Origin of the sequence: Vibrio sp. Y42_MX_L11, from assembly GCF_024181785.1 — a bacterium.
GTDB lineage: Bacteria > Pseudomonadota > Gammaproteobacteria > Enterobacterales > Vibrionaceae > Vibrio > Vibrio diabolicus.
Genome location: NZ_JAMZAP010000005.1, coordinates 192,846 through 214,692 on the forward strand (window position 1 = coordinate 192,846; position 21,847 = coordinate 214,692).

Annotated in this window: 22 protein-coding genes; 10 read left to right on the top strand and 12 right to left on the bottom strand. The window is 45.6% G+C overall.

The window, feature by feature from the left end:
* The first annotated feature begins 1 nt into the window (after position 1).
* Entirely contained in the window at positions 2–889 is an 888-nt protein-coding gene (locus NL643_RS07630) for a LysR family transcriptional regulator (RefSeq protein ID WP_253644211.1), read from the top strand.
* Positions 890–984: 95 nt separating this feature from the next.
* A complete protein-coding gene (locus NL643_RS07635; RefSeq protein ID WP_046875603.1) occupies positions 985–1,788 on the top strand; it encodes a Cof-type HAD-IIB family hydrolase in 804 nt (267 codons plus the stop codon).
* A gap of 105 nt (positions 1,789–1,893) precedes the next feature.
* On the opposite strand, the gene NL643_RS07640 is transcribed toward NL643_RS07635, so the two are convergent.
* From NL643_RS07640 to NL643_RS07660, 5 genes are all read right to left on the bottom strand, one after another.
* Positions 1,894–2,298: a hypothetical protein gene (locus NL643_RS07640; RefSeq protein ID WP_031831553.1), complete on the bottom strand. Its 405-nt coding sequence runs from the start codon at positions 2,296–2,298 to the stop codon at positions 1,894–1,896.
* Between the two features lie 9 nt (positions 2,299–2,307).
* Positions 2,308–3,405: a GGDEF domain-containing protein gene (locus tag NL643_RS07645; RefSeq protein ID WP_134646344.1), complete on the bottom strand. Its 1,098-nt coding sequence runs from the start codon at positions 3,403–3,405 to the stop codon at positions 2,308–2,310.
* Between the two features lie 5 nt (positions 3,406–3,410).
* Positions 3,411–3,866: an oxidoreductase gene (locus NL643_RS07650; protein ID WP_253644212.1), complete on the bottom strand. Its 456-nt coding sequence runs from the start codon at positions 3,864–3,866 to the stop codon at positions 3,411–3,413.
* Between the two features lie 453 nt (positions 3,867–4,319).
* On the bottom strand, positions 4,320–5,159 hold the full coding sequence (gene fghA, locus NL643_RS07655; RefSeq protein ID WP_253644213.1) for an S-formylglutathione hydrolase: 840 nt from the start codon (positions 5,157–5,159) through the stop codon (positions 4,320–4,322).
* 61 nt (positions 5,160–5,220) lie between these two features.
* The gene (locus NL643_RS07660; protein WP_145472507.1) at positions 5,221–6,369 is read right to left on the bottom strand and encodes an S-(hydroxymethyl)glutathione dehydrogenase/class III alcohol dehydrogenase; all 1,149 of its coding nucleotides are present in this window, start codon (positions 6,367–6,369) and stop codon (positions 5,221–5,223) included.
* Positions 6,370–6,662: 293 nt separating this feature from the next.
* On the opposite strand from NL643_RS07660, the gene NL643_RS07665 reads away from it, so the two are divergent.
* Positions 6,663–7,469 (top strand): arylamine N-acetyltransferase, encoded by an 807-nt coding sequence (locus NL643_RS07665; RefSeq protein WP_253644214.1) that lies wholly within the window; start codon positions 6,663–6,665, stop codon positions 7,467–7,469.
* Positions 7,470–7,549: 80 nt separating this feature from the next.
* Complete coding sequence (locus NL643_RS07670) at positions 7,550–8,422, top strand: LysR family transcriptional regulator (protein WP_253644215.1); 873 nt, start codon at positions 7,550–7,552, stop codon at positions 8,420–8,422.
* 99 nt (positions 8,423–8,521) lie between these two features.
* On the opposite strand, the gene NL643_RS07675 is transcribed toward NL643_RS07670, so the two are convergent.
* The 3 genes from NL643_RS07675 to NL643_RS07685 form a co-directional block, all read right to left on the bottom strand.
* On the bottom strand, positions 8,522–9,295 hold the full coding sequence (locus NL643_RS07675; protein WP_253644216.1) for a siderophore-interacting protein: 774 nt from the start codon (positions 9,293–9,295) through the stop codon (positions 8,522–8,524).
* A 211-nt stretch (positions 9,296–9,506) separates the two neighbouring features.
* Positions 9,507–11,429, bottom strand: a complete 1,923-nt coding sequence (locus NL643_RS07680; protein ID WP_253644217.1) for a S9 family peptidase — start codon at positions 11,427–11,429, stop codon at positions 9,507–9,509.
* Positions 11,430–11,685: 256 nt separating this feature from the next.
* Positions 11,686–12,270, bottom strand: coding sequence for a LysE family translocator (locus NL643_RS07685; protein ID WP_006740964.1), 585 nt, complete (start codon positions 12,268–12,270; stop codon positions 11,686–11,688).
* A 114-nt stretch (positions 12,271–12,384) separates the two neighbouring features.
* Between NL643_RS07685 and NL643_RS07690 the strand changes: the two genes are divergently transcribed.
* Positions 12,385–12,825 carry an Lrp/AsnC family transcriptional regulator gene (locus NL643_RS07690; protein WP_069491944.1) on the top strand — a complete coding sequence of 147 codons (441 nt, stop codon included), beginning with the start codon at positions 12,385–12,387 and terminating at the stop codon, positions 12,823–12,825.
* A gap of 215 nt (positions 12,826–13,040) precedes the next feature.
* Entirely contained in the window at positions 13,041–14,219 is a 1,179-nt protein-coding gene (locus tag NL643_RS07695) for a lytic polysaccharide monooxygenase (RefSeq protein ID WP_006740966.1), read from the top strand.
* Between the two features lie 116 nt (positions 14,220–14,335).
* Here the strand turns inward: NL643_RS07695 and NL643_RS07700 are convergent, their stop codons facing one another.
* From NL643_RS07700 to NL643_RS07710, 3 genes are read right to left on the bottom strand one after another with little or no spacing between them, the layout of a single operon-like run.
* Entirely contained in the window at positions 14,336–14,956 is a 621-nt protein-coding gene (locus tag NL643_RS07700; protein ID WP_253644218.1) for an HAD-IB family hydrolase, read from the bottom strand.
* A gap of 38 nt (positions 14,957–14,994) precedes the next feature.
* Positions 14,995–15,306 carry a cupin domain-containing protein gene (locus tag NL643_RS07705; protein ID WP_048625536.1) on the bottom strand — a complete coding sequence of 104 codons (312 nt, stop codon included), beginning with the start codon at positions 15,304–15,306 and terminating at the stop codon, positions 14,995–14,997.
* Positions 15,307–15,315: 9 nt separating this feature from the next.
* Positions 15,316–15,966: a Qnr family pentapeptide repeat protein gene (locus NL643_RS07710; protein WP_005391967.1), complete on the bottom strand. Its 651-nt coding sequence runs from the start codon at positions 15,964–15,966 to the stop codon at positions 15,316–15,318.
* A gap of 496 nt (positions 15,967–16,462) precedes the next feature.
* Here NL643_RS07710 and ompW point away from each other — a divergent pair, with 496 nt between their 5' ends.
* From ompW to NL643_RS07725, 3 genes are all read left to right on the top strand, one after another.
* A complete protein-coding gene (ompW, locus tag NL643_RS07715) occupies positions 16,463–17,107 on the top strand; it encodes an outer membrane protein OmpW (protein ID WP_005391962.1) in 645 nt (214 codons plus the stop codon).
* Positions 17,108–17,321: 214 nt separating this feature from the next.
* The gene (locus NL643_RS07720) at positions 17,322–18,347 is read left to right on the top strand and encodes an HlyD family secretion protein (protein ID WP_193447619.1); all 1,026 of its coding nucleotides are present in this window, start codon (positions 17,322–17,324) and stop codon (positions 18,345–18,347) included.
* A complete protein-coding gene (locus NL643_RS07725) occupies positions 18,344–19,834 on the top strand; it encodes an MDR family MFS transporter (protein ID WP_253644219.1) in 1,491 nt (496 codons plus the stop codon). The genes NL643_RS07720 and NL643_RS07725 overlap by 4 nt, the downstream gene beginning before the upstream one ends.
* Positions 19,835–19,930: 96 nt before the next feature.
* Here NL643_RS07725 and NL643_RS07730 read toward each other — a convergent pair whose 3' ends face one another.
* Positions 19,931–20,176, bottom strand: coding sequence for a Rho-binding antiterminator (locus NL643_RS07730; protein ID WP_005460845.1), 246 nt, complete (start codon positions 20,174–20,176; stop codon positions 19,931–19,933).
* 180 nt (positions 20,177–20,356) lie between these two features.
* On the opposite strand from NL643_RS07730, the gene NL643_RS07735 reads away from it, so the two are divergent.
* Positions 20,357–21,484: an MBL fold metallo-hydrolase gene (locus NL643_RS07735; RefSeq protein WP_253644220.1), complete on the top strand. Its 1,128-nt coding sequence runs from the start codon at positions 20,357–20,359 to the stop codon at positions 21,482–21,484.
* The last annotated feature ends 363 nt before the right edge of the window (positions 21,485–21,847 follow it).

Here is a 21,847-nt window from a genome sequence, read left to right on the forward strand (position 1 = left end):
TATGGACAGAGTAACGGCAGCAAAAGTATTTGTGGATGTGGTGTATTCTGGCAGTTTTACCGCGACCGCCGAGCGGTTAGACATGTCTCGGCCAATGGTGACTCGTTATGTAGAGGCGATGGAGAACTGGTTGCAAACTCGTTTGTTGCACCGCACCACGCGCAAGGTGTCGCTCACCACCGCAGGGGAGCGCAGCTTGCCTCAGATTGAGCGCTGGTTAAAACAGGCCGATACGTTGACGTCGAACATTGCCGTTGATGGTGAGCTGTCCGGAAAAATCCGTCTCGCGTCTAGCACTTCATTTGGGTTCTCACAGTTGATCCCAGCCGTAAACAGTTTTATGCAAAAGCACCCCAAAGTGCATATCGACATAGATCTGCAAGATTCAGTGAGTGATCTAACCGAGCAACGCATCGATCTGGCAATCCGAATTGCGTCAGATCCCGATCCTTCTTTGATTGGTAAGCCGATTGCGGTGTGTGAATCGGTGTTGGTGGCATCGCCGCAATACTTGCAAACTCATCGCGCGATCGCGCATCCGCGAGATTTATCTTCACACGACTGTTTGGGTTACAAAAACTTTGAGCGTCACGTGTGGCATTTGTCTCAGGGCGAGCAGTTCGAATCGGTGGGAATTGAGTGTCGCCTAACCAGCAATGAGGCCACAGCGTTATTGCATGGCGCTTTGCAAGGCATGGGTATTTCGATGCTGCCAACCTATTTGAGCAATATCTATCTGCAATCGGGTCAGCTTGAGTCGGTGTTGCCGAATTGGAAGCCAAATGATCTCAACATTTACGCGCTGTATTCATCACGTAAACACTTGTCTCCTGCGGTGAGAGCCTTCATCGATCACAGTGAAGATTACTTTAAACTGCACCCTTGGTAATTGCGAAAGGCGTCGTCATCCCGACTTGAGATTCATACAAGATCCTGTACCTTACATGGATATATTTTTCGCAGCGTCATTTAGAGTTTTAGTTAATGTCACAAGTTCGCATCAAATTTATTGCTTCCGATATGGATGGCACTTTGCTTGACCAATACGGTCGTTTGGATCCAGAGTTTTTCGACCTGTTTTTGCAACTGGAAGAGCAAGGCATTTTGTTCTCCGCTGCGTCTGGTCGTCAGTATTACAGCCTGCGAGACACGTTCGCGCCAATCAAAGATCGAGTGTTGTATGTGGCCGAAAACGGCACCTTGGTGATGTACCAAGACAAAGAGCTCTACAGTTGCACTATTCCTAAAGCGGAAGTGGCGGAGATTGTGAAAGCGGCTCGTGAAATTGACGGAGCAAACATCGTATTGTGTGGCAAGCGCTCGGCGTACATCGAAACGCATGATCAGCAATCGCTGGAAGAATTTCAAAAGTACTACCACCGCTGTGAATATGTGCCGGATTTGCTTGAGGTCGAAGACGAGTTTATTAAGGTAGCAATTTGTCACTTTGACGGTTCGGAAGAGCTCCTGTTCCCGACCATGAACGCGAAGTTTGGCGCAACGCATAAAGTCGTAGTGAGCGCAAAAATTTGGCTGGATGTGATGAATGCCGAGGCGTCTAAAGGCGCGGCCATCCAGCACCTTCAAGAGACGATGAATTTTACTCCGGCAGAAACCATGACGTTTGGTGATTACCTCAACGACCTCGAAATGCTGCAAGTCAGTGAGCATTCGTACGCGGTTGCCAATGCGCATGAAGAGATTAAGAAAATCGCTCGTTATTCTGCGCCAAGCAACCAAGAGGCTGGGGTACTAAAAGTGATTAAAGAGAAAGTGTTAGCGAAGTAACGCTCATCCTTTCGATGTTCTTTTCTTCTTAACGTAAAAAGCCCCGCAGTGTATGCGGGGCTTTGTTTTTTGTGTGGTGGGAGGGGGTAGTAATGTTCCCGTTTTTTAGCGCACGTACTTAGCGGTTGCGCTGACTAAAAAGTGCTGCAACTTTCCATCCGATTTTGGTACCCACAAGTCGTTGTGGTATTGGTAAATACGGCCATTGACGGTCACAGACAAGGTATTATCACCCGTTTGTTCCATGCGAATAAACTGATCCGAAGTGACCAAAAACGGCTCTTGCTCTTCAATGCTCTGGCCCGTTGCCAATACGAAGTAGCCGAATCGGTTGCCAGCATCCGGATCGGTTGAGTAGATTCGATGCCCAACGAGGCTGTAGTCATCGTTGAGTGCCTGCTCAAGCGTTTTTTGCCCGATGGTTTCGTGCGATGGGATAAATACCCAAGCCAACACACCTGCCGCAATGACTGCCAGTAGAAGCAGTACTTGCATGAACTTTCTCATCATAAATACCGTTTAACGTTGAAATTTCATTTTGTACATGCGCTTATCCGCTATGCTGATAAGAAAGTCAACATTGTTACTGTCTTTTGGGTATTGGGCTAAGCCCATGCTGGTTGATAGTGTTGCGACGTTGTCGGAGTTTAGTATTGGCGCATCAAATACCGCATTGATATGCTCATGAACGACTTCTTCATCAACATGCTCCCCTTCGAGGATGACGGCGAACTCATCGCCTCCCATGCGATAGACGGTAAAATCATTCAACGCCATAGATTTAAGCCGTCTAGCAATTTCACGCAGTACGGTGTCTCCCACTTGGTGACCGTGTGTATCGTTGACACTCTTAAAACCATTTAAATCTAAAATCCACAGAGAAAAAGGCTTTTTCTCTTGAGTGAGCTCATTCAGGTTGATAAATAATGCATTGCGATTTCCAAGATGAGTCAGTGGGTCGCTGAGCGCCAGTTTTCTATGGAAATGGGATTCACGATAAAAGAAATAAGTCAGAGACAGGATCGACAAAACGAATGTAGCAAACAGCATATACTGCGCTTGCATTAACCGTTGCGTTTCTCCTTTCTGTGCCTCATAGACTTTGCTGCTTAGGCGAAAGTTCTGATTAACGAAATCGACCAAGCTTAAGTACAGTGTTTGAGTGGATCGATAAAATTGAGCCGCAGCTTGGCTATCGCCAGTTCTTGCTTCAACTAATTGCGCTTCCAGCCCCTGAAATTCCTCAAAAAGATCAATGAAATACTGATGCATATTATTTCGAGAGAAAAAAGTGTAGGCTTCATTACTACTAATTAATAAATCGAATCTACTCCAGGCTAATTCATATTGTAGCTCTGCACCTTCGATATTTAATACATTTTCATCGACTCGTCTCGCTTCTCCGACAAGCTCCGAAAGCTCTTTAGAGAGTTGGAATAAAAACCAGGTTGCTTGTTTTTGCTCATTATTAAAGTTTTGTGACAGTGCGCGTGTCTGCTGCAGAAGCAATACATTTGCGAGAAGCAAAGAAGTGGCAAACACCACAAGCAACATTTTACTGGTTGTCGAGTATTGTGGTGCTCTCTGCTTTTGAGGGGTGGGTTCTGATAACTTCATTCTAATTATTTTGCTTTCATCTCATTTACTTGCCAGACCATTTGCGCGTGATATTTATTGTAGTTGAGCTCAGGATAGAGACTAAGAGAGTATATTACCCAAAATGGCCCCTTATTCCTGACTTTTATATAGTGTTGATCTTGTTGGTAAGCCAGTATTGGTTGGTATCTAAGAATGTCTTGTCGAGACAGTGTCGAGTGATAGTCACTCAAGCTACTGACATCAACTTGTTCTGGCACTTTGCCATAGACGTGGGTGAGGAGCGTACTAAGTTTGACCCCAAGAAATTCAGAAGAAGCAGGGATCCAAGGTAGTGTGGTTGTGTAGCTGGTGGTTGGTAAAGATTGAATCTCTTCCAGTTTTAATGTGACACTAGGTTGTTGGCTACTGCTAAATACGATCGTACTTGCAGATAAGAATGGCGCAACAAAAAACAGACCTAGCGCGACTATCTTTTTCATCATATGCCCTTTGAGTTTTATTCTTTTTTGCTGAGCTAGGACAAAGGTGCTAGCGGTACTTTATTTGTAATTGTAATAATAGAGCCAACCGGATGAGATATTTATAATATGTTATGTTTGAAAATTAACTGTCGGTTTACTTTACGTCAAGGTTATTAAGTGACTTCTTAATTAAAAGGTCAGAAATATGCGTTATTATTTCGCTCTATAACGAATTCGCGTCAGTTCGAAGATTTTTAATGGAAATTAATCCTATTTTCAACCGATGAATTGTATTGTGAATGAGAATTAGAAGGGTTAATGATTGAGGTATAAGCAAACCCGATTTCATCCTTACATTGTTCTCTATCTTTATTCCAATGTTATTTAAGATTGGTATGTTAATACGCACCAAAAATAAAGCCACCTAGGTAGGTGACTTTATTTTTTAATTCATCAAGTTACTTCTATGAATTAGGCAAACAAATACTTCGCATGGAAGTTGAGATGATCGTCAATAAAGCTTGAGATGAAATAATAGCTATGGTCATAACCAGATTGCATTCTTAAGTTCAGGTTTGAATCATGCAATTTTGCTGCAGAAACCAGCGCTTCTGGCCTAAGTTGCTCGTTGAGGAAGCCATCAGCATCACCTTGATCAACCAAAATAGGAAGTGGTGATGGTTTTTGCTTGAGAAGCTCACTTGCATCGTATTGCTTCCAGCTTTCAATATCTTTGCCTAAGTAAGCAGTAAAGGCTTTTTGTCCCCAAGGGCATTGGACTGGGTTACAGATAGGGCTAAACGCCGATATTGAGCGATATTGTTCTGCGTTTTTCAGACCAATGGTTAATGCTCCGTGACCTCCCATGCTGTGCCCAGAAATCGATTTTACTTCTGAGACAGGGAAATTGCTTTCAATGATCTCTGGTAACTCTTTAGTCACGTAATCGTACATGAAGTAATGCAGTGACCAAGGTGCTTGAGTCGCATTAAGGTAAAAGCCAGCTCCTTTACCTAGGTCATAGTTTTCATCGTCAGCGATACCTTCGCCTCTTGGACTCGTGTCTGGTGCAATGATCGCAATGCCAAGCTCGGCCGCCATACGAAATGCGCCCGCTTTCTGCATAAAGTTTTCATCGGTGCAGGTTAAACCAGATAGCCAGTACAAAGCGGGTACGGGGTTCGATTTAGTTGCATTCGGTGGTAAGAAAATCGCAAAGCGCATCGTGCAGTTTAGGGCTTTGGATTCGTGTGTATATTGTTTGTGCCAACCGCCAAACACTTTGGCCTGGCTTACATTTTCAATGGTCATGAATAAACTCTCTAACAACAGAATGAATTCAGGCTCCCCAAAAGGAGAGCCTGAGGCAGCATTATTGATCCATATGAATAACAGTACGGATACTCTTACCTTCGTGCATCAGATCAAACGCTTTGTTTACGTCAGACAATCCCATTGTATGAGTAATGAACTCTTGCAAGCCAAACTCACCAGCCATGTAACGGTTTACGATTTCTGGAAGCTCAGAGCGGCCTTTAACACCACCGAAAGCCGAGCCACGCCATACACGACCAGTAACTAGCTGGAATGGACGAGTTGAGATCTCTTGACCAGCACCCGCAACACCGATGATCACCGACTCACCCCAACCTTTGTGACAACACTCAAGTGCCTGACGCATCACGTTTACGTTACCGATACATTCGAATGAGTAGTCAACACCACCGTCAGTCATTTCAACAATCACTTCTTGGATAGGCTTGTCGAATTTCTGTGGGTTAATCACATCGGTTGCGCCTAGCTGTTTTGCAAGATCGAATTTGCTTTCGTTGATATCGATACCGATGATGCGGCTTGCACCCACCATGCGTGCACCGATGATTGCTGAAAGACCGATACCACCCAGACCGAATATCGCAACCGTGTCGCCTTTTTCAACTTTTGCCGTATTCATAACTGCGCCCATACCAGTTGTTACGCCACAACCTAACAGACACACTTCTTCAAGTGGTGCATCTTTGTTTACTTTCGCTAGCGAGATTTCAGGGAGTACCGTGTACTCAGAGAAAGTAGAACAACCCATGTAGTGGAAGATGGTTTCACCGTTGATAGAAAAACGACTTGTACCATCGGGCATCAGACCTTTACCTTGTGTTTCACGCACGGCCTGACAAAGGTTGGTTTTGCCCGATTTACAGAACTTACACTCGCCACATTCTGCGGTGTAAAGAGGAATCACGTGGTCGCCAACCTCAACGCTGGTAACGCCTTCGCCAACCATTTCAACAATACCGCCACCTTCGTGACCAAGAATAGAAGGGAAGATGCCTTCTGGATCGTCGCCTGACAGTGTGAACGCATCAGTATGACAAACACCTGTTGCGACGATGCGCACTAGCACTTCACCCGCTTTAGGAAGCTGTACATCCACTTCTTCCATTTTCAGTGGTTCGCCAGCGGCCCATGCAACCATTGCCTTGGATTTGATGTGAGTTTGACCAGGTTTGATTTCAACAGTCATTGGATTTTCCTTTATATTCTCAGTATATGGAGTGACGTAATAAGCGTAGTTAAGGTTTGCTTACTGCGCTGCGTCGTTTTGTTGGTATCTATTCTAGGTGTTTCAATAAAAATGATAATCCGTCCATTTTGAAAATGATTTTTACATATACGTAATAATGGTAAGGTAAGCAGATTATAAGAGTGTGATGCCTCCTCAACGCGGAAGGGAAAGCGGAAAAGGCAGTTGACCTGAAGTTAGGTAGAGGGGCTCGAGTAGAACGCAATCAACCCATCAGCGAAGTAAGAGTGATTATGAACAAGACGGATCTGAATGCCTATTTAACCAAGCTCGGTTTGCCAAGAGAGCTACCTGCCGATTTAGAAACATTACATAAAGTACACGTGGCACAGCACCGCAGCCTGCCGTTTGAGAACTTTGATATTGCGTTGCAGCGCGGCATCTCTGTTGAGATTGAAGACATCATTCAAAAAACGGTGTATCACTCTCGCGGTGGTTACTGTTTTGAATTGAATGGTTTAATGCTTGAGGTACTCAATACTCTCGGATTTGAAGCACGCAGTTTACTAGGGCGTGTGCATGTGTCGGGCACACCAACTGGCCGTAGTCATCAAATCACGTTGGTAACGCTGGATGAACAAGCATGGATTGTTGATGTGGGCTTTGGCTCCAATACGCCGCGCGCGCCATTGCCGTTTATCCTCAACCAAGTGATTCAAACGGATTTACAAACCTTCCGCTTTGTCGAAGATGCTCAGTTTGGTTACTTCCTTCAAGTGTTGTCAACGGACGGAACGGACACGTGGAACAACCTTTATAGCTTCGATTTAGAGTTTGTATTTGCGGGTGATATCGCGTGTGGCAACTTTTTTACCTCCACTTCTCCTCACTCGCGTTTTACCAGTGCAAGAGTCGCGGCGAAAGCAACAGAAAGTGGGTTGGTGACATTGCTTAACTACACACTCAAATACACCAGCCAAGGTGAGCAGACAGAATTGGAGTTAGAGTCGGGCCAAGCCTATTTGGATGCATTGAAAGAATACTTCGGCATTGAGCTTGATGCGCAGTACGGCGATCTTCGTCCGTTGCCTGATGCGTAAAATTCTCCCGTTTTCAAAGCGTAGCGCGACGAGAACATTTTCATCACTATTTGTCTAAAAGAGGTCGACAGGAATACAGCATGGCGAATTGGGAAGGGGTCAGCGAATTTGTTGCTGTGGCAGAAACCAACAGTTTTACCGGAGCAGCAGCTAAGCTGAAAACATCGGTGGCACAAATCAGTCGTCGGGTATCAGCACTTGAAGAACGACTTGCGGTGAAATTGCTGCATCGCACGACGCGAAAAGTCTCCCTGTCTGAAGCCGGACAACTCTATTACCAGCAGTGTAAACATTTGGTGGAAGGGTTAGAACTGGCCGAGCTTGCCGTAACGCAAATGCAGACCGAACCGCGCGGTTTACTGCGCGTAACGGCTCCCGTGACGTATGGGGAAATGAACCTCGCGCCGCTTTTGCATCAGTTTTTGGAAAAATACCCGCGTGTGGACCTTGATTTAGTGCTGACCAACCAAAAGCTGGATTTGATTGAGCAAGGTGTAGACGTAGCGATTCGTCTTGGCCGCTTGCAAGATTCCAGCATGATCGCCAAGCGTCTTTCCTCACGTCAAACCTACGTGTGTGCCAGTCCGATGTACTTGGAGCGTTTTGGTGAGCCACATACGTTGTCGGAATTGGGACGGCATCAGTGCTTGGTTGGCTCTGTCGACTATTGGCACTTTAAAGAAAATAAACGCGATAAGTCTTTGCGCGTGTCGGGAAGGATTAAATGCAACAGCGGTTTTGCTTTGGTGGACGCAGCGAAACGCGGTCTGGGTTTAGTGCAGCTGCCGGACTACTACGTGCAAGAGGCGTTAGACAATGGTGAGTTGGTCGAGGTGCTGACCGATTACCGCGATGATCGCGAAGGCATTTGGGCGCTGTATCCGCAAAGTCGCAATTTGTCGCCAAAAGTGCGGTTATTGATCGACTTTTTGGCGCAAGAGCTTGTTGATTAGCGGTTTAAAGTGCCTCATTACAAGGTATGTTGCTAAAACGCCCGGTGGTGCCGGGCGTTTTTATTGGGATGAGAGCTGGAATCGAAAAGACATGAACCACTATTGATTGGATTCCGCGTCTTCACGTTTAATCACTTTGTGCCCGTCTTCCGACACGCCTTGTTTCCAATAGCTGCTGATGTAGATATTTTCACGATCAACTTCTTTCTCGTTGCGGAAGTATTGGCGTAGCGCGCGCATTGAATCGAACTCACAGGCACACCATACTGCGGCGTCCCCATCTAGCCATTTTTGTTCGCGTACCGCTTCTGCTAGGGTTTGACCTTCTGTAAGCCAAATTAGCTCCATACCAGCTGGTGCGTGCAGAGGCTGGATGTCTGCCGCAGACATCACACAGATCACGGCATAGCCTTTTGCCTCTTCTGGTAGCGTACGAATTTTCGCTGAAAGAGCAGGAAGTGCTGTCATATCGGCGGCCATAAAGAACCAGTCAGCCTCGGTATTCAAATTAGAGATACTGCCTGGACCTACGATATTAATCGTATCGCCTTTTTGTGCGGCCATCGCCCAACGCGCGGCAAAGCCACACTGTAAATCTTGTGTGGTGTGGCGGACAAAATCGACTTCGATGGTGTGTGTTTCCGGATGGAAACGACGAATAGTATAGGTTCGCATTAATGGTCGGTCATCGTCGCTTAGCGTGTTCAAATCGGTACCGCCCATCTCATTGAACAATAGCTTGATGTAGCTACCTTCGCAGTCGCGTGGAAACTGGCTTAGCGCTTCACCTTGCAAAGTAATACGCTGCATATTTGGGGTAATTGTCTCTGTATCTGTGACAACAATCGTTTTAGGTTGAGGCTTCTTCTTCATCTTTGACTCTACTCGATAATTATTCTCTTTCTCATTTAAGGTTATCAAGATCTCTCATAAGAGGGTAGTGTCTTTATATAAATTTACACTGTGAATTGAGCTGGATTATTGGAGTATTGCAGTGGTACTGAGGACTGGGGCGAGCAAAATACGTAGAAAAAATAAGAAAGGGCACGCCAACATGCCCTTTCGAACTTAACGATGTAAAGGCTTATTGGGTCTGCTCAAGTAAATGTGTTTTTAGGAATCTATCCATCGCTTGGTAACCATCAAGACGGTTCTCCAAAGAGCGGAATCCGTGCCCCTCATTTTCCTTCACGATGTATTCGACCTCGACGCCTCGTTCACGCAGTGCATTAACGATTTGGTCTGACTCGCTCTTCACCACGCGTGGATCTTGTGCACCTTGTAGGACCAATAAGGGTGCCTTAATTTGGTCGACATGGAACACTGGTGAGTAGGCTTTCATCATTTTCGCATCTTCAGGATCATTCGGATTGCCTACTTGCTCGTGTAACATTGCAAGGAATGGTGCCCAATAAGGTGGAATGGAGTCCATAAAGGTAAATAAGTTAGATACGCCAACGTAGTCGATTCCGCACTTATATAAATCAGGAGTGAATGTCACCCCCGCCAGAGTTGCATAGCCGCCATAAGAGGCGCCATAAATACATACGTTGCCATCTTGTGCGTAACCTTGTTCGGTAGCCCATTTGACACCGTCGGTAATGTCATCCTGCATGGATTGTCCCCATTGCTTGAACGACTTCTCCCAAAACTCGCGACCATAACCAGTTGAGCCCCTGAAGTTCATTTGCAGCACGGCGATACCACGGTTAGCGAATAATTGTACCTCAGGCTGAAATCCCCAGTGATCACGAGCCCATGGACCACCGTGCGGGAGCACAAGCAAAGGCAGATCTTTGGCTTCTCGACCCTTCGGCAGCGTTAGGTACCCATGAATGGTTTCTCCATCGCGAGCGGTGTATTGGATAGGCGTCATCTTCGCCATATGTTCTGGCTTATGCCATGGAGCGTTTTCTGCCAATTTCTCCAATTTGTCTGCTTTACGATCGTAGAAGTAGTAATTTGGTCGATCGACATCGCTGTAGGTGACGACAATCATTTTACTTTCATCTCGCGTCGCACTGGTTACAGAAATTTCTACATTTGGCAGTTTCTCTGAGAGGCGTTCGAAGGTTTGTTGGTAGGAATCATCTAAGAAGTGATAGTGGTTTTTATCTGTCACGTAAGAGACTGAAACCAGCTTATTAAGCGCTTCAGAGTAATGAGCGCTATTCACGTCAACTTCCGGATGAGAGAAGATTTCTCGTATTTCTTTATTGGCTTTTACATCGTATTCAACGATGGCTGATTTATCACGCGTAATTCGTGATGCCACATATAAGTTTTTGTTGTCCGGCGTGAATGAAATGGGGCTAAAGCTCTCTTTGAAAGTGAGATTCTTTAGCGGCTTAAATTCATCTTCAACCGTATCGCGATATAAAACGGAGGTATTAACACCATCTGATGTGGTGATGACACGAATGTTGCCATCGTGATCGGTACCCCATGAGCGCACATTGCCCGGGTTTTGCGCGACGAGAGTATTTTCGCCTGTTTTTAGATTATGTCGATAAATATCAAAGACTTGCGGGTTACGCTCGTTACTCGAAATCAAAATGTCATCGGGTTGATTGTCTAGTGTGTCGATAACGTATGCCACAACACCGGATGTCGGTGTGATGGTTTTCTCTTCGCCTGTTTTGACATTAACCGTCACGAGATAAAAGTTCTCATCTCCTCCCGTATCACGAGAGTAAATTACGGTGTCTTCGCCAACCCAGTAGTAGTATGCAATGTCGCGCCCTGTTACGGATGTGACGCGTTTTATCTGATCGGGGTTATCTGTGGGATAAACAAAGACGTTCTTACGGTCTTGCCATGGCTTCATCATTGAGATGTAGTCACCAGCAGGAGAGATTTGATAGCTAGAAACTTCGCTGTTTTTAAAGAAATAATCCACTGGATACTCGGGTGGAATCATTTCAGCATTGGTTGTGGTGGATGTTTGACTGCAACCCGCCAATAATAATCCAAAAGTGGCAGCAAGAATAAGCTTGCGAGTGTGCATTGTGTAACGCTCCTTGTGTAAAGGACCTTAAGCTCATGAGCTTTTGGCCAGGGTGATAGATTCATCGCAGTTACTGCGAGCAAGCAACGAACATTAAAAATAGCTGTGGCTTATGATTAGTGTGCTTTTAATAAATAGCGCATTGCTTCGCTACTATGACCCTGGCATTGTCCAAAAGTGGCGTTAGATTGTGATTATTGATTCAGTATCTACCTGAACTTTGTATTAGATCACGGTTTTACGGATATTTTGTCTTCTATATCATTGGGATAGTCGACAGCAGTAAAAGCGCTGCCATCCCATAGTTAAACCCTTTTACACGCCTAGATGTGGTCAACCAGCGTTGAAGTTGCATGCCTGCCGCGGTCCAAAATGTTACCGATGGCAAGTTGGCTAAACAGAAGATACCGGCGATAAAAGTCAGTTCAAGCCAAGAACCGCCACTGGTGTATACCGTAATGGCCGTCAACGCCATCGACCAACCTTTTGGGTTCACCCACTGGAATGCCACCGCCCCTAAAAAAGACATCGGGCGAAAATCGTGTTTTGCTTCGGTTTTGCCGCTCGTGGCGATTTTGTACGTCAAGTACAGCAAATAACTCAAGCTCAATACTTTCAAAATGGAGTGAGTAATCGGGTAAGCGTTGAAGAGGCTCATCAAGCCAATGCCCACCAAAATTAACATGGCACCAAAGCCGAAGGTAATGCCCAACATGTGTGGAATGGTGCGTTTAAAGCCAACATTTGCCCCTGAGGTCATCAACATAATGTTATTGGGACCCGGCGTAAAAGTGGAGACAAAAGCGAACAACGCCAAAGCGCCCAGTTGATGATATTCCATAGATTGTTCCTTGAATCTGTTCTCGATAAGTTGAGAACAACTATAAGTAGAACTGAGGTCAATATTGTGCTTTTATTTGATGATTAGAAACTAAATAAGCAATGAAACATCATCATGGATAGATTTGACGAAAGAATATTGCAATTGCTCAAACGAGACGGAAGAATCTCCAATGTAGAGCTGTCGGAACGCGTTGGTTTATCTCCGTCTGCAACCTTACGCCGAGTGCAAGATTTAGAGCGTAAAGGCGTGATCAAAGGCTACCGAGCGGTGCTGGATAATCAGCAACTTGGTGTGGGTTTTGTCGCTTACGTGTCTATTGGTTTGGCCTCGCACTCTAAACAAGCACAGCTTGGTTTTGAAGAACACGTGCGCTTTGTAGATGAAGTGGTGGAATGTCACAATATTACGGGAGCCAATGAATATTTAATACGCGTAGAAACGCAAAATTTGGCCGCATATAAAGCGTTCCATGCCGATGTACTGGGTGAGTGTGAGCACGTCAAGTCGATCACAACCATGGTGGTAATGGACACACCGAAAGACGAACGTTAGTCGGTCAAGAGTGGCATGGTTTTGTGGCACATGAATTTGAAGTGACTCGAAAGAGTCAGTCGAGTATGAGACAAGTACACAACAAATGCTGGAAAGCAGATGGCACTCTTACAATTTCCACCTTTATTCTCACCTTCGAAATAATCTCATCCTGCTAGTTTTGCTTAAACCGCTTGTGTTCATGAGCGGCGAGTCAGCAAATTTAAGGATGAACGATGAAATCACATGTAACACTTCCTCTTTTGAGCTTAAGCGCTGTTGCCGCATTGAGCTCATTTAACGTCAACGCCCATGGCTGGGTAGAGTTTCCAAGTGCTCGTCAAAATACGTGTTATTTAGACGGTGGTTTTTGGACCAATGAGATCCCCAACCAAGCGTGTAAAGCGGCTTTTGAAGAATCTGGTGCTTACCCGTTTGTGCAACGCAGTGAAATAGCAGCAAACGTACCAAATTACCGAGATATGGAGCATGTTAAAGCCGTAGTCCGTGACGGCGAACTGTGTTCCGCTGGAGATGCGGCTAAGAAAGGCTTGAACATTCCTTCTCCAAACTGGCAGCGCACCAATGTTACGCCAGATGCAAATAACCAGATTGAATTGGTGTTTTACGGCAAGGCGCCGCACAACCCATCATACTGGGAATTCTATCTCACCAAGCCGACCTATGATGATTCAAAACCGCTTACTTGGAGTGATTTAGAGCTGATTGACACCGCAGGTGATGTGTATGTTGATGCGGAAAAACGCTACCGTATTCAGGTGACTTTCCCAGCTGAGCGCTCGGGCGATGCGGTGCTTTATACTCGTTGGCAGCGCATTGATGTCGCTGGTGAAGGTTTCTACAACTGTAGTGACATTACGTTAAACGGAACAGGTACGACGCCGCCGACTGACCCCGTTGATCCAACCGAACCGGGTAATAATCTGACATCTCTGGGCTACTTTGTTCAGCAAGGTTTTGGACCAGTAGAAGCGGGTGACACCATCCGTTTCCGTACGTTTAATGCGACAGGCAATGAAATTGTTGATATTTCACTGCCAATCAGCGCAAACAATACGACGACTTGGGCGGCAGAAATTGCGGATCAATTTAACGCGCAGCAAACGGGCGATTGGTATGTAGGCATTTGGCATCAAGAGATGAACCACTACATGTTCGATAGTAAGAACGTGAATGCGAACCAAGTATTAGCGCCAAGCGCAGACTTCAGTTATGCGTTGTCACTGATCAAAGCGGATGTACCGCCACCAGTTGAACCAACCAACTTGTGGGACAAGACGGCCGTTTACGACCAAGGTGATGTGGTGACGCACAACGGTAAAGAATGGACTGCCCAGTGGTGGACGTCTGGTGAGGAACCAGGCACAACGGGTCAATGGGGGGTATGGCGTTAAGCCAGTTATTCGGGCCCTGATCAATAAAACCCTTCTCATGTGAGAAGGGTTTGTTTTTTCAGTCTAAAACGACCACTTTGGCGGAGTGGTTGTCTTGAAAATCAGAGCACATATCGTTATTCGCTTGCTCTCCACTCGATCCAGTTGAGCATCGCGTAGTCTGCCAGTTTGAGCATCGGAATGTCTTCGTGTGTATCACCGTAGGCATAAATAGACTCAAACTCGTCGAGCGAAAACGCCGCCTTAACGTGCGAGACTTTTCTTTCTAAACTGCAATCACCTTGCTGGTAAAAGCCACTCAGTTTTGGCTGTTCTGAGATCAGTTCACTGCACAGCAAGCGGTAACCGTTCGCTTCACACCAAGGCTTGAGATACGCATTGAGTGATGCCGACACCACCACAATGGTATCGCCTCTGTGTTGATGCCACGCCAACCTTTCCATCGCTTCTGGCCGTAAGTACAGCGGGATCACTTCATGGGCAAACTGAGCGCCAATCGCTTCAATTTGCTGCTTTTCTTTCCCTGAAAATGCAATAAAACTGCTGAGCGGACGCATAAGACGAGCGGGTAACACTCCGAGTTTGTACAGCGCATAAAATGGCATGATAGCGACCTTTCCTACTCGCTTGCGCAGGCCATAAGCAGAATAGTGGAGGAAAAGGCTAAACATATCCTCTCGGGTAATGGTGCCATCAAAATCAAACAGTGCCAGTGACGGCTTGGTAGTATCGAGCAAATTCAGCGCCTATTTTTCGATTTAAGATCGTTTTGTGTTTATTGATAAAACACTGCCAACCAAATGGTTTCTTGCGTTGGGTCAGTCCAGCTCACTTTGTGTTTAGTATGAGCTGGAATCGTAATGTGATCGCCTGCCTCAAGTCGTTTCACTGCACCTGATTCAAAAGTCAGCTCTCCAGTTCCTTTAAGAACCAATACCCATTCATGTTCTTCTTGATCGTACCAGCCACTTTTGGGCGAGGTTTGCCCTGTTGAGACAATGCGTTCTATACGCAGGTTTTTGTGGGTCAGCAGGTCTTCGAACACTTCCTCGTCGAGGTTATTCGGTAAGTCTTTAAACAGGTTCATGGCCTTTCCTTAGATAATGATCAGTCCAAAAGGCGCAAGCAATTGCTCTTGTTGCCAATCACAAATTTTAACACCAAACAGAGAAACGCGGCGAACATCCAGCCCGTCTAGTTCGACATGAGTCAGATCACATTGCTCAACGTTAAAGGTTCCCCATTGTTCTGGCGAGAATTCGCAGCGAGATAAATCCGAGCCTTTAAGAGTTGCCCCCGCGAGGTTCGCTCCGTTCCAACGGTTTTCAAAGAGGTCACATTTTTCTAGTAACACTCGCTCGAAGTTACAGTAGGTGAGGTTGCAGCCAGTAATAAAAGCAGAACAGAAAAACATGGTGTTACTGACGCGATTAGCAAAGTTCGCACCTTGGAAGTTTGCCCCTTTGAGATCGCACTTACGCAGCTCCAAGCCCATACAATTTGCGCCGTTAAACAGGCTCATCGCCAACATACAGTTCGTAAAGCTGGCATCTTTTAAGTTCGCGAAGCGAAAACTACACCCTTCTAGCGCTTTGGATTCGATAAAGCGACAGTCGATGAACTTAGCATCGCGCAGATCGGCATGGTCGAAACTACACATATAAAAGTGGCAGTTTTTAAAGGTGGCATTCTGAAAATCGTGATGAGAAAAGTTTTCTCGTTCAAAAATGAGATCGGTTTTTAACATGTCTTCTCCTTAGCTGCGAGCAGACTAGCACTCCAAGTGACTGATTTTCCAGAAAAATAACTTCTTGTATTTCAGTGTTTTACAAACCCCTCAAATCGCGATTTTAAGGGGGAAAACGAGCGTTTTAAGTGGGTGGTTTTTTGAAAATAGAAGACGTAGAAGAATAAAAAAGTTTTTGCTGGCTACGAGCCTTAGCGAGAGGATTCGTGTTTTTTAGCATGCATAGCTTCTCACACGCACAGTTTGCATTACAGAATTGTATCCGATTTGCATAATTTGTTGATCGGTATGGCGTTTCTCTATACAAAAAACCTATATTTTTCACAAATTGATTTCCATCAAAATAGTAGGGTTTCTATGTGCTAGATTGCGCGCAGCTCAAAAAAATATAGATGCCCGTGTGCTTCAAGGCGCTGAGTTTACTTGAAATCTAAGGCCAGTCAGCAGGCACACCTTTGGGTACGACATAACGAAGCCCTATAAAAGGAAATAAAAAATGAAAAAAACAATCTGCAGTCTAGCAGTGGTTGCTGCACTCGTGTCACCAAGTGTTTTCGCTCATAAACAAGGCGACTTCGTTCTTCGTGTTGGTGCGGCGTCTGTCGTTCCAAATGACAGCAGCGATAAGATTCTTGGTTCTCAAGAAGAATTGAAAGTGGATTCAAATACGCAGCTTGGTTTGACGTTTGGCTACATGTTCACAGATAACATCAGCCTAGAGCTTCTAGCAGCAACACCATTCAGCCACGATATCTCAACAGATTTGTTAGGTCTTGGTGATATCGCGGACACCAAACATCTTCCACCAACGCTTATGGTTCAGTACTACTTTGGCGAGCCACAAAGTAAATTCCGTCCATATGTTGGTGCAGGTCTCAACTACACCATGTTCTTTGATGAGGGTTTCAATAGCACGGGTAAAGGCGCTGGTCTTTCAGATCTTAAGTTGGATGACTCATTCGGTCTAGCAGCGAATATTGGTGTGGACTACATGATCAACGATCAATGGTTCCTCAACGCTGCTGCGTGGTACGCAAACATTGAAACAGAAGCAACTTACAAAGCAGGTGGAGCGAAGCAAAAAACCGACGTCAAAATTAACCCTTGGGTATTTATGATCAGCGGCGGTTACAAGTTCTAAGAAAAACCAGTAGTTACACGCACATTACTATTATTGGCATGACTTTGGGGGCGGTTACGGGGACTGCCCCTCTTTTTTATCCTCGTTTTGATTGCACATCATTTACTCAACTTAGCAACACGCAAAATTGGATCTTTACCTTGCAGATCATTTTATTGTCCGAAGATCGAAAAGTCCTACACTGATCACATAATTGAACAAGTGGACAATATAAATGAGCGGCGACATCGCGAAGCATTCTTCCTCCAGATCTAAGCTGGTAAAAACTCTTTTCTTTACTCTCTGTGTTATCGCATTTGGTGCGATGTATTGGTCTTGGCAGTATTCTGACAGTCATCCAAGCACGGAAGATGCCTACGTTAGGGCAAAAATTTTGTCGGTAGCGCCTCAGGTAAAAGGCCAAGTGGTTTCTGTGGATGCCAAAGATTTCCAATCTGTTAATAAAGGTGACCTACTGCTGAAGATTGATTCGCGCCCATATCTGTTGGCAGTGAAGCAAGCAAAAGCGGCATACCAATTGGCGGTCCAGCAACATGACGTTGCCGATAAGCAGGTAACTGAAGCCGTAGCGGGCTTAGATGCGGCGCGCTCTAACCTGACAGAAGCGCAAGTGGAGTACAAACGTACAGACTCACTGGTGAAACGCAAACTGGCGTCGGACCAAGATTTAGATACGGCGAAAAACAAACTTGCTAATGCCCAAGCGAGCCTAGAGCAAGCGCGTGCGACGGTAGAAAAAGCCATTGCGAACCGTGGTGAAGAAGGCGTAGAGGCTGCGGTCGTTCAACAAGCGGCAGCGCAGTTAGCGCAAGCGGAGCTGAACTTGAGTTACACCGACATTACGTCACCAGTGGATGGCATTGCCGGAGAAATCAATACACACGTGGGCTCGGTCGTTAGCGTGGGTCAAACGCTGTTCCCTGTGATTTTAAAAGACAGCTATTGGGTACGCGCGAACTTTAAAGAAACCGATCTTACTCATATTAAAGCTGGCATGCATGCGGATGTGGTGATTGATATGTACCCAGACGTGGTGTGGAAAGCAACGGTAGAACAGCTGTCGCCTGCGAGTGGTACATCGTTCTCCTTGATGCCACCAGAAAACGCAACGGGTAACTGGGTTAAAATCAAACAGCGTTTCCCTGTACGTTTGGCATTAGAAGTACCGGCCGATGCGCCGCAACTTCGCGTAGGTGCGAGCTCAGAAGTCACAATTGATTTGCAAAGTAGCGTGCAATGAGTCATCAAATTACGGCAGACAAACGGGGGATTGCCACCGTCGCCGTGATGCTTTCTGCCATCATGGTGTTAATCGATATGACCGTTGCGAACGTGTCGCTATCGCACATGATGGGCGCATTGGGCGCAACGGCAGACCAAATTACTTGGGTGCTGACGGGTTACAGCATGGCGGAAGCGATCTTCATTCCGATGACCAGTTTCTGGGTGTCGCGCTTTGGTGAACGCAAAGTCATGCTGGTTGCCGTGATCGGTTTTGTGATTGCCAGTGCGCTTTGTGGGCAAGCACAGTCTCTTGAAGAGATGGTGCTATTTCGCATTATCCAAGGCGCTTTCGGCGCGTCGGTGATTCCATTGGCGCAGTCGACGTTAGTGCAGATTTATCCGTACGAGCAAAAAGGCAAAGCGATGGCGATTTTCTCCATCGGCATTTTGCTTGGTCCTATTTTGGGCCCAGTCGTGGGTGGCGTGATCACCGACAACATCAACTGGCGCTGGATATTTTACATCAACTTGCCATTCGGTTTGATCTGTACCTCTTTGATTTATCGCTATATCCATATCGACAACAAATCCAAACCTAACTTTGACTGGTGGATCATCGGTTACATGGCGTTAGGTGTGGGCGCGTTGCAGTTTGTGTTGGATAAAGGTAACGAAGAAGACTGGCTCAACTCACGCATGATCCAGACGGCGATATTGCTCGCATTCATGGGATTGGTGATGTGGATCTATCGTAGTTGGAAAACCAAAAGCCCAATAGCGCCATTATGGCTGCTTAAAGACCGAAATCTTATGGTCTCGTCGTTGATGATTGCCGTGGTGTCGATGGCGATGTTTGGTCTGACGACTCAACAACCGATGTTGTTGGAAAGTTTGCTGGATTATCCGGTCTCAACCACTGGCTTATTAATGGCACCGCGTGGGTTGGCGTCAGCGGCGATGTTGATTTTGGTGATTAAGCTCAATCCGCAATTCGATCCCAGAATCAAAATAGTCTTTGGCTTGAGCTGCATCGGGATTGGTAGTTATTTGATGACGCAATACTCACTGCAGATCGATACATTTTGGATTGTGATGCCGAGTATGATTCAGGGCATGGGGCTTGGTTTAACCTTCTCGACGCTATCCACCTTGGCGTATTTAACGATTCCGAAAGAGCAATCTGTCGCGGCGGCAAGTATTTACAATCTGTTCCGTACTATTGGTAGTTCGTTTGGTATCTCTATCGCCACCACGTTCCAATATCGTGATAGTCAGCAGCAATGGCATGCGCTGGGAGAGGGTATTAATCCTTATAATCCTAACTTGCATGACTGGGCGGCCAATCAGGGGCTTTCTATTACCGATCCGGTTGCGTTAGACCAATACCAACAGATGTTGCAGCAGCAATCGCAAATGGTCGCGTTTGTGCACACCTTCCAGCTTGTGGGAGTGATGTTCGTGATCATGATGCCGATGCTGGTTTTCATCAGGTCGCGTGAATAACAACAAGTTCAGGTGAACGGTGTAAGAGAACGCCTCTCAAGTTGTGTCAGCTTGAGAGGCGTTTTTTATTGGACGGCGTCAGTGAAAGAAGAACGTTTACTCAAACGTCACTTCGTCAAAATGCGGATTGGCTTTGAGCGCGCGCATTGCGACTAATTGTTCAGTCGGGAAAGCGGTGTGCTCACCATCCATATCTAAAAACAAGCACTCTTGTCGCTGCATGTCGTAGCCTGTGTCGAACGCGTTGCCCTGATGAGTTTCACCATTTTTTAGCGTGATCTCGATAGGGAGCTTAAACATACAGGCGATTTCAATAAAATCGTATTGGCTGCAAGTCACCATAGTTTTCTCCTTTCAAACCGACGCAGTATTCAGAAGGTTTGAGAACCGCTTCCTTAAATAGAAGACGTTTGATTGAAACTGAATCTTCATCTTACACCTCATTTTGGTCACGAAATAGACATACACGCACGTTTTAATAAACCTACTGTTGAGCGTTCACAAGTGAGACAAAATAACGATATGTCTGAGACGATACTTAAGCGCACATACCTAACGAGTGAACAAAAGCCAAGTTCACTGATTCCGCCTCAAACCTACCATGCGCAGTTGGCGCACCGTGTTTACCACTCGCCTCAATTTGAAAACGGCCGCGTTAAAAACGAGATGCCAAATGTCCCTAGTCCGCAATCATTCTGGCAGGTGTGTTGGAGTTATCTTGGTGGTAGAACGCCGTTGAGTCCTAACGAACATCTGCCACATTCCCCAATTCAACCTACGCAGTTTGAGCAGCGAAGTGAATCGATGCGCCTTACTTGGCTGGGCCATTCCACTATGCTGGTGGAGGTCGATGGCATTCGAATTCTGACCGATCCGGTATTTGATTACGCTTCTCCGTTCATCGCAAAAGCGTGGTTTGAACGCAATATTCCCAATACTCACGCCAGAGATTGTTTGCCGATTCCTGAAATTATCGTGATTTCGCACGATCATTACGACCATTTAGAAGCGTCGACCATACGTTTCTACGCCGATAAACCCGTGACGTTTTATGTACCCTTAGGGGTTGGCAAGCATCTGATAAAGTGGGGCGTTTGCGCAGACAACATCGTGGAATTCGATTGGTGGGATAGCGTGCACTATGCCGGAATCGAACTGATTTGTACGCCCGCTAACCATAATTCGGGTCGTACTTATTTCGATAAAAACTCGACCTTGTGGGCTTCTTGGGTCATCAAAGGCAAAGAAGAGACGATCTATTTTAGTGGCGATTCAGCTTACGACTCGCACTTTTCCGAGATCGCACAGCGATGTGGACCAATCGACATTGCCTGTTTGGAAGTGGCTGCTGATGTGAAAGGCCAAGGTTATCCGGTCGAAAACTGGGGGCACATGCAGGCTCATCATACCGTGCAAGCGTTTCGCGATTTAAATGCGAAAAAACTGTTGCCAGTACATTGGGCTACATACGAACTGTTTACTCACCGCTGGGACGAACCGATTTTAGATTTGCTTACCCATTGTCAAAAAGAACATATAACGCTGCTGACGCCAATGCCGGGGGAGAGTTTTTACGTTCATCAAGAACATATAAATAAACAATGGTGGCGAGAAAAAGAAATATGTGAGCCAGATATAATTTTGACTTAATAACATGATCTTACTTCAATAATTATTTTATAAATTAACCTTGTTATTTTCAGAATATAACAAGGTTTTTACTGGTCATTGAAATTCAAAATTTCCATAGGTTCACTTTCCAATTGTGATCTCACGCTTTTATAAATCGATTGGTGTCATTTTTTGATACTTTTCATCTGAAAATTTGCGCTCTTATCAGAAAAGTTTTAGTAAAAATCTTTGCCATCTTAATTTTACTCTTCAAAACAATTATACTGACTATTATCTTGATAAGCCCATAGATCAATGGCCATAACTTGTTCAGGGTGGGTAAAATGCATCCAGTTAAATAAAAGTAAAAAAATTTAATGGATAAGATATGTTTTACGCCAA